General features: G+C 37.0%; 11 protein-coding genes, 1 tRNA gene and 1 other RNA gene. 10 read left to right on the forward strand and 3 right to left on the reverse strand.

The features are described from left to right. Positions 1–7 precede the first annotated feature (7 nt). The 7 genes from H9L23_RS10450 (at position 8) to H9L23_RS10480 (ending at position 9,180) form a co-directional block, all read left to right on the forward strand. A complete protein-coding gene (locus tag H9L23_RS10450) occupies positions 8–742 on the forward strand; it encodes a helix-turn-helix transcriptional regulator (protein ID WP_187594901.1) in 735 nt (244 codons plus the stop codon). Positions 743–781: 39 nt separating this feature from the next. After that, complete coding sequence (locus H9L23_RS10455) at positions 782–1,189, forward strand: VOC family protein (protein ID WP_187594902.1); 408 nt, start codon at positions 782–784, stop codon at positions 1,187–1,189. Positions 1,190–1,253: 64 nt separating this feature from the next. Further along, on the forward strand, positions 1,254–2,087 hold the full coding sequence (locus H9L23_RS10460; protein ID WP_187594903.1) for a carboxylesterase family protein: 834 nt from the start codon (positions 1,254–1,256) through the stop codon (positions 2,085–2,087). Between the two features lie 256 nt (positions 2,088–2,343). Beyond that, the gene (locus H9L23_RS10465; protein WP_187594904.1) at positions 2,344–4,167 is read left to right on the forward strand and encodes an ABC transporter ATP-binding protein; all 1,824 of its coding nucleotides are present in this window, start codon (positions 2,344–2,346) and stop codon (positions 4,165–4,167) included. Between the two features lie 484 nt (positions 4,168–4,651). Then, positions 4,652–6,259 carry a hypothetical protein gene (locus tag H9L23_RS10470; protein ID WP_187594905.1) on the forward strand — a complete coding sequence of 536 codons (1,608 nt, stop codon included), beginning with the start codon at positions 4,652–4,654 and terminating at the stop codon, positions 6,257–6,259. A gap of 19 nt (positions 6,260–6,278) precedes the next feature. Next, a complete protein-coding gene (locus H9L23_RS10475; RefSeq protein ID WP_187594906.1) occupies positions 6,279–6,668 on the forward strand; it encodes a hypothetical protein in 390 nt (129 codons plus the stop codon). Positions 6,669–6,687: 19 nt separating this feature from the next. Next, positions 6,688–9,180 (forward strand): Hsp70 family protein, encoded by a 2,493-nt coding sequence (locus H9L23_RS10480; protein WP_187594907.1) that lies wholly within the window; start codon positions 6,688–6,690, stop codon positions 9,178–9,180. 151 nt (positions 9,181–9,331) lie between these two features. On the opposite strand, the gene H9L23_RS10485 is transcribed toward H9L23_RS10480, so the two are convergent. Continuing rightward, positions 9,332–9,404: transfer RNA gene (locus tag H9L23_RS10485), tRNA-Lys, on the reverse strand. 183 nt (positions 9,405–9,587) lie between these two features. Between H9L23_RS10485 and H9L23_RS10490 the strand changes: the two genes are divergently transcribed. The 3 genes from H9L23_RS10490 to H9L23_RS10500 all read left to right on the forward strand — a co-directional run bounded on the left by H9L23_RS10490 (position 9,588) and on the right by H9L23_RS10500 (position 12,734). Next, positions 9,588–10,706, forward strand: coding sequence for a formylglycine-generating enzyme family protein (locus H9L23_RS10490; RefSeq protein ID WP_187594908.1), 1,119 nt, complete (start codon positions 9,588–9,590; stop codon positions 10,704–10,706). Between the two features lie 93 nt (positions 10,707–10,799). Further along, positions 10,800–12,086, forward strand: coding sequence for a sugar MFS transporter (locus tag H9L23_RS10495; RefSeq protein ID WP_187594909.1), 1,287 nt, complete (start codon positions 10,800–10,802; stop codon positions 12,084–12,086). A 141-nt stretch (positions 12,087–12,227) separates the two neighbouring features. After that, on the forward strand, positions 12,228–12,734 hold the full coding sequence (locus H9L23_RS10500) for a D-glycero-alpha-D-manno-heptose-1,7-bisphosphate 7-phosphatase (RefSeq protein WP_187594910.1): 507 nt from the start codon (positions 12,228–12,230) through the stop codon (positions 12,732–12,734). Positions 12,735–13,556: 822 nt separating this feature from the next. On the opposite strand, the gene fsa is transcribed toward H9L23_RS10500, so the two are convergent. Further along, on the reverse strand, positions 13,557–14,216 hold the full coding sequence (gene fsa / locus H9L23_RS10505; protein WP_025141909.1) for a fructose-6-phosphate aldolase: 660 nt from the start codon (positions 14,214–14,216) through the stop codon (positions 13,557–13,559). Positions 14,217–14,302: 86 nt separating this feature from the next. Further along, positions 14,303–14,402: signal recognition particle sRNA small type (gene ffs, locus H9L23_RS10510), an RNA gene on the reverse strand. Positions 14,403–14,743: the final 341 nt, after the last annotated feature.

Genomic DNA, 14,743 nt, shown 5'->3' on the forward strand with positions numbered 1-14,743 from the left:
GAACCCCATGAGCACCCACACCGATATGAAAAGGCTTACCCGCCTGAGCGCCATCCTATTGCAACTGCAAACCAGACGACTGATAAACGCTAACGATCTGGCAGAAAAGTTTGTGGTAAGTGTGCGCACCATTTACCGCGACATCAGGGTGCTGGAACAAATTGGCGTGCCCATCGCCAGTTTCGAAGGAAAAGGTTACTCACTGGCTGAAGGTTATAAAATTCCCCCGATAATGTTTACCGAACAGGAGGCCAATGCGCTGATCACCGCCCAGCAATTGATCAACTTGAATAAAGACAGTTCATTGATCGATACTTATAAGGAAGCGGTAGATAAGGTAAAAGCTGTGCTGAATTATAGCACCAAAGATAAAGTAGAACTGCTTTCTAAACGCGTTGCTGTGAGTCCTGCAAGTATGGAGCAGCCCACCAGCAATTCATTAGCCACTATCCAAAATGCACTCACCAGTTTTAGTGTATTGCGGATTCACTACAAGGCGGAAGGTAAAAATGAAAGTTCAGCAAGATTAATCGAACCTTTTGCGTTTTATTATAGCATGCAACAACACTGGACGCTGATTGCCTTTTGCCGGTTAAGAAATGATTTCAGGATGTTCCGTTTAGATAGGATAGAGGCAGTTTATTCTACCGACCTTAAATTTGCCACGCATCAGCTCAGTCTGCAGGAATATTTACAGGAAAAAGAAAAAAACTTTACAAGCCCTGACAAACAGTTGTCATAAGCACCAGATACCTTCGTTGCACAATTAAAATAATTAGCAATGAATTTAATATCCACCCGCATCATTACCGCCCAGGTAGAAACACTCATCAGTTTTTATGAACAGTTAACAGGTTTAACGGCCACCAGGTACACGCCTGATTTTGCCGAATTAAAAACTCCGGGCGCAACTTTAGCCATTGGGAGTACACGGACTTTACAGTTTTTTGGCGGTGATGGTATTGCCCAACCTGCACAGAACCGTAGCATGATTATCGAATTCAGGGTTGACGATGTGCAGCGGCGTTTCGAACAATTAGCAGATTCCTTAAAAAGCACAATCGTGCAAGAACCCACTATTATGCCCTGGGGCAATCAATCTTTATTATTAAGAGATCCTGATGGCAACCTGGTGAACCTTTTTACTCCGGTAACGCCCGAAGCTATAGAGAAGTTTGCAGAGAAGTAATACAATAAGTTGGGCAGGATCACTAAATAAATTTATATTCGCGGTATAACGCTTTTTAAATGCTATGCACAACAAGTTCCGACTCATCCTCTGCCTAACCGCTTTACTCACCGCAAATTTTTCTTTTGCCCAAACCCAAAACAGCTGTATGGTTAAAATCGACAGCGCAAGGGCTGCACAAACGAGGGCTATACTTAACCACCTCCCTGCAGATAAATTTGAAAAGCGGACATACAGGCAGGGAAGCAGGGAATTGCCCTACCGTTTTTTACTTCCTGAAAATGATAAACAAGGTACAAAATATCCATTGGTGATCGTGCTGCACAATTCTACACGTATCGGCAACGATAATGAAAAACAGCTCGAACCTTTATCACGAATATGGATAAGGGATGAAATTTATAAAAAATATAAATGTTTTGTTCTGGCGCCGCAATTCAGCACGCGCTCCTCTGATTATGCTGTGGCTGAAAATGGCCTGTTATCCGCAAAGCCATCTGAGGAAGTTTATACGGTGATGAAACTCATCACTGCGCTGCAGAAAGAATATGCCGGTATAGATCCCAAAAGAATTTACCTCGTTGGATATTCAATGGGCGCATCTACAGCACAAAATATGCTCAGCATTGCACCACAACAGTTTGCAGGTATGGTTTCGGTTGCAGCAGTTCCCGATTTTTCGAATGTAGAAGCTTTAAAAAACAGCAATATCTGGTTAATCCATGGCGCAAAAGATACAGAAAATCCGTACAGCGGAAGTGTGGCACTTTTTGCAAAACTCAAAAAAAATAAAAGGGTCATTTTCACTACCTATCCCGAACTGGATCATAATAATATAGCCATTCCGTTATTGCTAGATGAAGAAATCCCGAAATGGCTGTTCAAACAACACCATTAAATACTTACCATTTTAGTTATACCCATTGCGATTGCCCCCGCACTATCTCAAACTGATCTCTATCGGTATCCTTGCAGTCAATTGGTAAAAATTATATAACCGGTTTCAAAAACAGGTAAGGAGAGTAACCTGCTTAAATTTCTGAAGATATTTAAAGTATTTTTGCTATTGATCCGTCTTCACTATCAAAATCCTTCTTCGTACAAAAATTAGCAATAGAAGGAAACCATATCCCAATAAGAGCAAGATAAAAATAATGGCAAGAAAACAGTTAAACAGCGGAAATGCACCGGGCGTTGAATTATCAAAAGCAAAAATAAACAGGAAAAGTTTGGGCAATGTTGCCCGTTTGCTTACTTACCTAAAACCCTATCGCGGCAAATTCATTGCGGCGTTGTTTTTCCTCTTTTTATCGAGCTTGGTTGGACTGGCCTTCCCGTCTTTTATAGGCGCCTTAATCGATACTGCACAGGGTAAACACAGCAATAGTTACCTGCCGGGCACCATCCAGGGCATCTTAATGTTGGCCTTTATTGTATTGGCAGTACAGGCGGTGGTCTCTTATTTCAGAATCTTATGGTTTGTTAATGTAGCAGAACGTTCCCTGGCCGACATCAGGCGCGACACCTATTTCAAATTGATTACCTTGCCGATGAACTTCTTTTCGAACCGCAGGGTAGGTGAACTGAACAGCAGAATCTCTGCCGACCTGTCGCAGGTTCAGGATACGTTAACCACCACCATTGCAGAGATGTTGCGGCAGTTTGTATTGTTTGTGGGCGGGATTGTTTTTATGGCCATCATTTCAAAAAAACTGGTATTTGCCCTGCTTTTAATCTTACCCGTAATGATTGTGTTTGCGGTGTTATTTGGCCGCTTTATTAAAAAGATTTCGCGCCAGGCCCAGGATAAAATGGCCGAATCAAACAGTATCGTTGAAGAAACCTTATCAGGCATTTCGAATGTAAAAGCCTTTGTTAACGAAGCATTCGAAGCCACACGTTACAAGAATACCATCCGCGAAGTTGCCGATATTGCCATTAAAGGTGCGAAATACAGGGGCATGTTTGTTTCTTTTATTGTGCTCTGCGTTTTTGGAAGTGTACTGGGAGTAATCGGCTACGGCTGTATCCTGGTGAGTCAGCAGGAAATTACCTTTGGCGAATTGTTGAAATTTTCACTTTATGCCATGTTCCTCGGCAGTTCGCTGGGCAGTTTTCCCGAACTTTTTGCCAACCTGCAAAAGGCTGTTGGCGCCAGCGAAAGGGTGCTGGAGATATTGGGAGAGCAGGGAGAACCGGTATCGATAGCGGAAAAGGATAATGTGGTCAAACAAAAAATCGTGGGGAATCTCGCTTTCAACCACATCAATTTTGCCTATCCCTCAAGGCCGGAAGTAGAAGTATTAAACCAGGTATCTTTTGAGGCCAAAGCCGGACAAAAAATAGCGATAGTAGGTCCAAGTGGCTCGGGTAAATCGACCACTGCAGGACTGATACTGCAATTTTACCATCCGCAAAGTGGCGAAATATTGTTCGATGGCAAACCTGCCTCGGCTTATTCACTTACGGATATCCGGAATCAGATCGCGATTGTACCGCAGGATGTGATGTTATTTGGCGGAACGATATTGGAAAATATTGCTTATGGCAAGTTAACGGCCACCAAAGAAGAAATTATACAGGCCGCGAAACGGGCCAATGCACATGACTTTATCAGCACATTTCCTGAAAGCTACGAAACCGTGGTTGGTGAACGTGGAGTAAAACTATCAGGCGGGCAACGTCAGCGCATTGCCATTGCCCGGGCGCTGTTAAAAAACCCGTCTATATTAATTTTAGATGAAGCCACTTCTTCGCTCGATTCTGAATCGGAACGTTTGGTACAGGAAGCGCTTGAAGAATTAATGGCCGGTCGTACTTCTATCATCATTGCGCACCGTTTATCAACCATTCGTGAAGCAGACAGGATTCTGGTGATGGAAAAGGGACAGATTATTGAATCGGGTACCCATCAGGAACTGATGAGGAGTGAACAGGGATTGTACAGGTATTTGAGTGGTTTGCAGTTTGAGGTGTAGACTTGAAAACCAAACATAGAAAGGAAGCTAATCTAAAAGATTTTTTTGCCACAAAAATATTCAAAATAAGAACAGTTAACTCACCTAAAAAAAATGACTCTCAATTTAACAATCATTCCCGCATGTTATAAGTATTACAGGATGGGTGCATGTAAATCTGATTTTAAGGAAACTGTAGAAGTAACTAGTTATCCGTCATAAGTAAATTATAATTACGGATTCCCGTAAATTAAACTAAAAATAAAATGTCATTATTGGTAAACAATAATTAAGGAAAAAATAAATTACAGTAAAGTATTTTTAATTTAGAATCAGATCGAAAAAACTAATATTCTTTATTGTTAAATAACAATTACACAAAGCTTTAAATTATATATAATAAATAAATAGCTTATTAACTTATTTGAATTCTGAAAACATATCCATTCTTAGTAAGATAAAATAACAAACAAGATATTAGATTAAAAAATACGTAGAATTATATATGCAGTATATCAACCCAATTGAAATATTAGATTTATTAGAATTTAGTGATGCATCAACGATAAATAGTGAAGTAGTTAAAAAAGCAAAGCGCAAGTTACATGCAGAAATAGATTTGTCTGATAGTGGTTTTTTTGAATATTACGGGCTTTTACTTACAAAAAGCGACTGTGATAGGGTTATAGATGAGCTTGCAAATCGTGATTTTACAGAATTCTATTTGTATCTGTTATCAAATAAAATGCTTAATACTTTTTTAGTAAATGGAGATAGCAAAGTTTTTAAAAATTTTAAACAGGATAGTATTTTTAATCTTTCAGAATTCAAAGCTTTCATAAGCCATTATTTTGCTGAAAAATTTGATAAAGCCCTTTTATCTGCTTTCGAAAATGGAAACGAAATAGAACTTAAAGCAATTTTAAATACATCCTCATTGATTGCTCAAAAGGATATTAATCTAGCTTATAAAAGCATTTCTAGTATTCTTCAAAGTAGAATACTGGAAATAGATGAGATCACAAAAGACTTAAAAAACGGCAATAGTGGATATGTTGAAGATAATATTCATGAAACTGTTTCATTGGTGAAAACTTATTTTTCAGCTCATTTACTCCATTATCTGCCAGAGTATTTTCAAAGTCAGATTTTAAAGGTTGCAAATTCAATCAATTTTTTATCAAATGCCATTTGGGATACATTTGATACAACGCAAGTGTCCACTGATTTAACAGAGTACCTATTAACATTAGATATAAGTGGACTGGATAGACCAACATTTGAAAGAAACTTCGAAATAATAAGTAAAAGAAATCTTGAGAAAATTGAGCAGCTTAAGAATGCCCCATACTTAAAAAAATGGTCTGATATTCTTACATTATTAGGGAAATACGACAATAAAATAGAGGATAAAAGTTTATCCTCAGCCTCAGTATATGAGAAAATAAGCAAATTATTTAGTGTTGGTGAATTAAATTCTTTATCTGCTTTTGCTGATGATACCAGAACTCAAATAGCTTATTCGATTAGAGGTATATCAATATCTATGTGGAATAAACACAATGATATAAAAAATGCTATTGCTTCAATAAAGATTGCCCTACAAATTGATGTAAGCAGTGTTGATAAAAGGAAATTTAATGAAGATTTATTAAATCTTCAAAATCTTGAAAAAAAGCATAAGGGTATTTTAGTATGTTATTTTTGTGACGTTAATAATCCAGATGATAATTCAGCAATATTAAAAACGATATATAAAGAAACATATAGAAGTTATATTCCAAGAAAAGTTGAGTTTTCTTATAATACAGTAACCATTCCCCGTTGCAAATCTTGCAAAGAAGTGCATTCAAAAGGTAGTAATCAGTTCTCTATATACTTTTTTGCTTTTTTAGTATTAGGTGTTATTGTGGGAGCTATAACAGAGGAAAGTCACTTCATATTAGGTGGTATAATAGGTGGTGTTATAGGTTGGGTTATTGGAACTATGGTTCAGAGTAATTCTGTTGAAAAGCACGGCATCAAAGATGGTTCTAATTCATCTTTAAAAAATCACCCTATTTTAAGTGAAAGAATGAAACAAGGTTGGACATTTTCAAAACCAAGTGCCTGATATATTTAAAAATAAAAAAATGCAAGAAATAAAAAAAGTAACGGTCAAAGTGCCCCAGTCTTATCTTGATTTTATGAATCAAATATTTGAAATCGAGAAAAAATCTCAAAATCTCAAAGAAGATAATTCTATTCAGAGAAACATCAATAAGATGAAAAGTATTATGGAGAATGATTTTTTTAAAGGAACATCTACTATTGGGTTATCGTACCATAATCCGATAGATGAACATTACACAGATACAAGAACAGATTGTGAAGCTACAATTGCAGGGACTGGTGTTGAAAATCTTGAAATTATAGAAGTTATAAAACCAATTATATTTTATGCTTATCAAGAAAATGAAAAGTTAATTAAAGTAATTGTACAGCCAGCAGTTGTGATAGTTCAGTCAAATAATGTTCAATAAGAAGTACAAGGATATACAAATGGAAAATACAATTAATTACGGAATAGATTTAGGTACAACTAACAGTGCCATAGCAAAATTTGTGAAAGGAGAAATTTTTATCTTTTCAAATCCACAAGATATGGGGTCAAGAACCTTGCCTTCAATAGTTGGATATAAAAAAGATAAAATACTTGTAGGCAAACAAGCTCGAGTTTTTGCCGAAAGAGAGCCACAAAATGTAAAAAGTGTTTTTAAACGGAAAATGGGAACATCTGAAAGTTTTCCTGTAAAATCTTTAAATCAATCAAAAACACCTATAGAGTTATCTGCACAAGTACTAAAAGAATTAAAAACATTTGTAAATACAGGAGACAGCCTAGACGCTGTTGTAATTACTATTCCAGCCTCATTTGATACGATACAATCAAACGCAACAAAGGAAGCAGGTATCTTAGCAGGATTCAAACAAGTTGTTTTATTACAAGAACCAATTGCAGCAAGCTTGGCTTATGCCAATATGAAGAAAGAAAAGGAAATGCAAGAAGGACAATGGTTAGTTTATGATCTCGGTGGTGGAACTTTTGATGTTGCATTGATCCAAATCAAAGACGGAGAGATGAAAGTTTTAGACCATGAAGGTGATAATTTCTTAGGTGGGGCTGACTTTGATAATTTAATAGTTGAAAAAATTATAATTCCTAAACTTTATGAAAATTATAAGTTTTCAGATTTGGAAGAGAAGATGAAAAGTGCTTCAGGTAAATTAAATGCTGTCTATTTAAAGCTTTTAAGATTATCAGAAGATGCAAAAATTATTCTTTCAGCAAAAACTTCTGCAGAAATCGAAGTCTCTGGTTTTGAGGATGAAGATGGGAATGATGTTGATATAGAAATAGTAATTACTCGTTCTGAATTTAATGAACTCATTAGACCAAATATTGATGGGATTAATGAAATGATTAAACAAATTCTGACTAGAAATTCATTAACACAGATTGATTTACAATTTATATTAATGGTTGGTGGATCTACGTACATACCTTATGTAAGAACACGAGTAGAAGAAGTTTTACAAATATCAGTAAACTGCGAAATAGACCCGACAACAGCAGTTGCAATTGGTGCGGCTTATTACGCAGCGACAAAACGCAAAGAAATAGAGAAATCTGGAAAAGCCAAACATTCTAGTATTTCGGTAAAAACATCATACAATAAAGCATCAAAAGAAAAGGATGAATTATTTTCTGCAAGAATTACTGGAAACACAGACGGACTTTTGTATAGAATAACAAGACAGGATGGTGGTTTTGATAGCGGAATTAAAAATCTTTCAGAAAGGATAAGTGAAGATTTGCCTTTAGTCAATGGAGCATTCAATTTCTTTTCACTTGTAATTTATGACATTGAAAATAATATTATTGAAACAGATATTGAACCAATAGGAATTAATAGTGGCTTTGGAATAAGCGGACAACCAATTCCAGAAGATATTTGTTTAGAAGTAGATGATTACGACAACCCAGGGAAAACAAGATTAAAGGCGATTTTCTTTAAAAATTCAATTCTACCACTACGTTCACAAGGAACGAGTTTTCCACTAAATAAGGGTTTAATAAAAGGAAACAATGATGATTTTATTTACATTAATGTTCTAGAGGGTTCTCATTTAGCACTACCTGAAGCCAATAAAGGTATAGGTTTTATGGAAATTAGAGGGACTCAAATCACAAGAGATATTGCAAAGGGTTCGGACATAGAAATCACAATTTCAATTTCGGAATCAAGAGACATTACAATTTCGGCTTATCTAAATATGGCAGATCAAGAATTTAAACAAACCTTTAATCCGAAAGAAAGGCATACGACAATAGAATTCTTAAAAGAACAAGTTGAAGATTTATCGGATAAATTAGAGTTAGAAATACAAGAAGCAACTGATAGAGAAGATTATGAAACAGCGAGCGCTTTAAGTAAACTGAAAAAACAAATGGAATCCGTAAGTGAAGAAACTGAAAGTTTAACAGGTGATGATGTTACGGACAAACGTTATCAATTGGAAGATAAGAAAAGAAAAATTGCTCAAGAAATTGATAGTGCGACAAAAAATAAAAGAATTCAACAAGTAAAAGCACACTACTTCGAAATAAAAGATGAATGCAAAAAAATATTGGATGAGAACGGTAACGATCATGAGAGAAAAATATTTAACGACATAGTAGCGCAAGAAAGTGTGTTTTTTGCCACAAATAGCCCTTTGAAAATTCAAGAAAAGTCGGATGAAATACATTCTATTGTTGGGAAAATTAGATGGAGGACTCCAGAATTTTTATCAAATATTTTTCAATGGTGTAAAAATAGTCAGACTAGAATGAATGACCAAGCACAAGCAAAAAGTTTAATTGATGCAGGAAATTTTGCAATCGAAAGTAATAATTGGGAGCGTCTATCAGAGATAAATAGTGGTTTGCTTAATTTATTGCCAAAAGGAGCTGAGAAAGAAGCAACCACAAAAATTGGATTTGGAATTTAAATAGAAGACGCTGTGTCACTAAAGTTCCTACTGTTATCTCTTAAAATTGATTATTTTATTTGACAGCTATATTGACTTTGACAAGTTGTATGGACGCCAAAATTAAAAAACCTCTGCAAGTAATAACTTACAGAGGTTTCATTTATTCTCGTGATCCCGCTGGGATTCGAACCCAGGACCACTACATTAAAAGTGTAATGCTCTACCAGCTGAGCTACGGAATCTACTTTGTTTAAAAACGTTGTGCGTTTCCTTTAAAGTGGTGCAAATATAGGGTTCTGATGTATTTCATGCAAATAAAAAATCACCAAATCCCTTACTGTATTGATTTATAGGCGAATTAATTATTTACCTTCTGTTTTTTAAATAGATTTGATATTTTTATCGCTCCATATTTAATCTCTGCCATGTATAAATTTCTTTCTTTCCTGTTTTTTTTGCCGCTCCTGTTTATATTTTCTTGTAAATCTAATCGTGCCAAAGAAGAAGAAAAGGCTAAACACAGGCAGGATTCACTGGCTTCATGCGAAAAGAATATGCCCAGCCGTTTTGGTGCCGTAAAAGATTCTTCCAGTTTTGCTTCCAATAAAGTGAGTCACGAGGGCATGGTTTTAATTCCCGCAGGCGAATTTGCAATGGGCGCCTCTGATAAAGAGGGCAGGGATGATGAATATCCTCAGCACAAGGTTAAATTATCCTCATTTTGGATCGATGTAACCGAAGTAACCAATGGCGATTTTAAAAAATTTGTAGATGCAACGGGTTACAAAACCACGGCCGAGCGCAAGCCCGATTGGGAAGAAATGAAGAAACAACTTCCGGCAGGTACACCGAAACCACCCGATAGCGTTTTTGTGGCGGCATCTTTGGTTTTTTATCAACCCAAAAGCATCACTTCTTTAAACGATGCCTCACAATGGTGGCGCTGGGTTAAAGGTGCCGACTGGAAACATCCGCATGGCCCTAAAAGCGATATCAAAGGAAAAGAGAACTATCCGGTGGTACATGTTTCGTGGGATGATGCCATGGCTTATTGCAAATGGTCGGGCAAACGTTTACCTACTGAAGCAGAATGGGAATATGCTGCAAGAGGTGCTTTAAAAGACCAGAAATACCCATGGGGAAATGAGGATATCGAAAAAGGCAAAGCTAAAGCCAATACCTGGCAGGGCAGTTTCCCCGTCAAAAATACCGATTGGGATGGGCACAACGGATTAGCCGCTGTAAAACAGTTCAAAGCGAATGGATATGGATTGTACGACATGGCGGGCAACGTATGGGAGTGGTGCAGCGATTGGTACCGCCCTGATTATTATGCCACACTGCAGGGTGTAAGCAACAATCCTACGGGCCCCACAGACAGTTACGACCCCATGGAACCAACAGTACCCAAAAGAGTGGTTAGGGGAGGTTCGTTTATGTGCAATGCTTCTTATTGCAAAGGATACCGCGTAACCTCAAGAATGAAAACCTCTACCGATACGGGCCTGGAACACACGGGTTTCAGGTGTGTAAGTTCCAATTAAAAATAAATTTAAAATCACGCAAACGTTTGACCCCTATATTTTAAATTATTATTGTTTAGTTTGGCCGCAACAAATTAAACCGAACCAACCTTTATGCAACAAACAACCAAATCGGGCCACACGCAGGGGCCAAAGCCATTAATTATCATCTGTGCTTTATTTTTTATTTTCGGCTTTGTAACCTGGGCAAACGGCACACTCATCCCATTCTTTAAATTATCTTTCGGCCTATCTAACTTACAGGCATTCTTTGTAACCTTTGCCTCTTATATGGCTTACTTCTTTTTAGCTTTGCCATCATCGTGGATCCTGAAAAAGGTGGGCTTTAAAAATGGAATTGTTTTAGGTCTGGTGATTTTAGGATTAGGTTCATTAATATTTATCCCTGCAGCATCAACACGTACTTTCGGTTTATTCCTGACTGGTATTTTTGTTCAGGGGGCAGCCCTGGCTTTGCTTCAAACGGCTTCTAACCCTTATTTAACCATTATTGGCCCAATCGAAAGTGCGGCAAAAAGGATCAGTATTGCGGGGATCTGTAATAAATTCGCCGGAATGATTGTTCCCTTGATTATGGGCAGTTTATTTTTGAAAAACGCTTCAGAGGTAGAAAAACAGATCAAAGCAGCTACAGGTGCGGTACACGAGCAATTGTTGAATGATGTTTTAGGTCGTGTAAATATGCCATACATTGTTTTGGCCATCGTTTTCTGTCTGTTTGCTGTTTTTATCAAATTTACTGATCTGCCAGAGGTAGAGGTTGAAGAAGATATCGTTGACGAAAGTAAAGGTGCAGTAGTGAAACACAGCAGTATTTTTCAGTTTCCTCACTTATTTTTAGGTGCACTTTGTATTTTTGTATATGTTGGTGCAGAAGTAATGGCAGGCGATATTATCGGCATTTATGGCCGCGAATTGGGCATCAGCGTAGAAATTAGTGGTAAATTAACCTCGATTACCCTTTTTAGTATGTTAATCGGTTATATCATCGGGATTATCACCATTCCAAAATACATCTCTCAGCAAAAAGCACTTCGCATCTGCGCCATTTTAGGTATTATATTTACGGTTTTATCTTTCGCCATTTCGAGCTGGTTCGCTGTAATTTTTGTAGCCTTGCTTGGTTTGGCAAACTCATTAATGTGGCCAGCTATATTCCCGCTTGGCATCAGTCATTTAGGAAAATTTACCAAAATTGGTTCAGCCATTATGGTAATGGGTATTGCAGGTGGTGCCATAATGCCATTGTTGTATGCCTTTTTAAATGAAAAATTACATGTCAATTTTCAGTTAGCCTATCTGTTAACCGTATTGCCTTGTTACCTTTATATTTTGTTCTTTGCTATAAAAGGCCATAAAGCCGGACTAAAGTTAAAATAACCAAAACCAAATAAATTTTATGATTAAGCCCGGTCTTGTAAAGATTGGGCTTTCTTTTATCCTTAATTTTCGCTTATTTTGGCGAAATTATAATAGAGGGCTAAGTCTCAAATCTCATGTCTCAAATCTCATATCTTAACAATGAACAAAGCTATTTTTCTTGACCGCGACGGTGTACTTAACCACGAAATTTACGATTACATCTGCCGGGTAGAAGATTTTAAAATATTAGAATACCAGATCCCTGTACTCAAAAAATTCTTCGACGAAGGTTATTTATTAATCGTAATTACCAACCAGGGCGGCATTGCCTTGAAACGTTATACCGAACAGGAACTGGCCATTATGCACCAGTTGTTAAGAAATGCTTTTGTGGCCAAAGGAGCCGATATCGCCGGGTTTTATTACTGTCCGCACCACCCAACCGTTGGCGGCGAATGCAAATGTAGAAAACCAGCCTCCGGAATGATTTTAGATGCCATTGATATGTACGATATTGACCCGGCACAATCAGTGATGATCGGTGATAAACCACGTGATGTTGAAGCGGCAAACGGAGCAGGAGTGAAGGGGATTTTGATTGAACCCGATGAGCAGATTAATTATGAGAAGGTTAAAGAAGTCCTTAGTCGGGAGTCTTTAGTCTAAAGTCTCCTATTAGGGGGCATAAAAAATTATAAGTCCGGAGTTATTTGATTTGTTGATCAAAACCATTGGCTTGAGCATGATCATTTGGGCGTTTTAACACGCTGTACACTATATCTTTTTGGCTGTCCTTCGACTACGTTACCATTGACAGATGCGAAGAAAAGTCTTCATTACGAGGAGGTACGACGAAGCAATCTTTCCTGCTAGCGATCCTTGCTAGAAAGATTGCTTCGTCGGCTGAAAAAGCCTTTCTCGCAATGACGATTCCTCCCGGCCAATAAACCGCATTAAAACCTTCTGTCATTTATATCGATTTTTATGAAATAAATTATCCCTCAGGATGACAGCCAAAAAGGATGCCGTTTCCATCGTTAACGCAAAATAACGCGTAATCATTTTTGCGGAATTTCTAAACAGACAAAAGAACTTCTATTACTGCCACCTAGACCTGATTGCAATGGCATTCCGGTCTCAATAACTATTAATTTTATCCCGGACAATCACCGGAATACAATGTAAAGCAGGACTATCGTAACCGATAAGCACTGTTTTTGCTCTCCAAAAAACATGTAAATGGGAAGAAATTAATAACCAATCATCAATTCACAATGACCAATACCAAGCGCCGATAAAACCTTAATTGCCTTAACTTCTTAATGGTAGAAAAAATGTAAAATGTAAGAGGGGAGACGGGAAATGTAACCTGCAATTTGCTTATCATCCATTATACATCTTATATTATCCATAAAACAAAAAAAATCCTAAGTCTTAAACCGGAAACCCGACTCAAGACTTAGGACTAAAGACTCCCGACTTTAAATATTACTTGCCCGCTGCTTTAGCATGGTCAGCTAAGAAAGTAGCTAAACCGCTATCGGTTAAAGGGTGTTTCAATAAGCCAACAATTGCAGCCAATGGCGCAGTAATTACATCAGCACCTAATTTAGCACAGTTTACAATGTGCAATGGTCCGCGGATGGAAGCAGCTAAGATTTGAGTTTCGTAACCGTAGTTATCAAAAATAGTTCTGATATCTTCGATTAATACCAAACCATCGCTCGAAATATCATCTAAACGGCCTAAAAACGGAGAAACATAAGTAGCTCCTGCTTTTGCAGCCAATAAAGCCTGTCCGGCAGAGAAAATTAAAGTACAGTTGGTTTTAATTCCTTTTGATGAGAAATATTTAATGGCTTTAACACCATCTTTAATCATCGGAACTTTAACTACAATTTTAGGGTTTAAAGCCGCTAAAGCTTCACCTTCTTTAACAATCTCATCGAAAGTAGTTGCAATTACTTCAGCACTTACGTTATCATCAACGATATCGCAAATTGCTTTATAATGGTTGATTACATTTTGTTCGCCGGTAATACCTTCTTTAGCCATTAAGCTAGGATTAGTGGTTACGCCATCTAAAATGCCAAGATCTTGCGCTTCTTTGATTTGATCAAGATTCGCTGTGTCAATAAAAAATTTCATGGTTATAAATTCTTAAATATTTGAGTTTCTACGATTCAACCCTGAAGAATTTAATTCCCCCTTCAGGGGATTAAGGGAAAAGAAAAAAAGGGCAAGCACCTTCTATCGCACCGCTACAACCTTCTACCCTTGCTATGTTCCCATCCTGGGGGAGTTCAAAGGGAGCTGGTCGTAAAAGACTTGCCCGGCCACAAAGGTAGAAAAAGAAGTTGTTTCACGAAATGCATTTTTCTATTTTTTTTTGCTTTTAAGCTATGTTGCTGATTAGTAAATTAATAAATTTTAAATGTGTATTTTTAAAATGGCAGAAAATAGGAGCTGATCTGTGAGGTTAATGCAATATATTTATATATAAACGCTGAATTCATAAATAAACTCATAATTAAAACGTTTTAGGATTGTTTTTCTCTGAAAAGAGCTAATTATTATACGATATTGTCATTACAAATTTGATAATTATTAATATCAAAAATTAAAAATATTCTAATTTTATGACTTTAAATTACATAAGGACTAAAATTTTTCCA

The organism is Pedobacter roseus (assembly GCF_014395225.1).
Taxonomy (GTDB): Bacteria; Bacteroidota; Bacteroidia; order Sphingobacteriales; family Sphingobacteriaceae; genus Pedobacter; species Pedobacter roseus.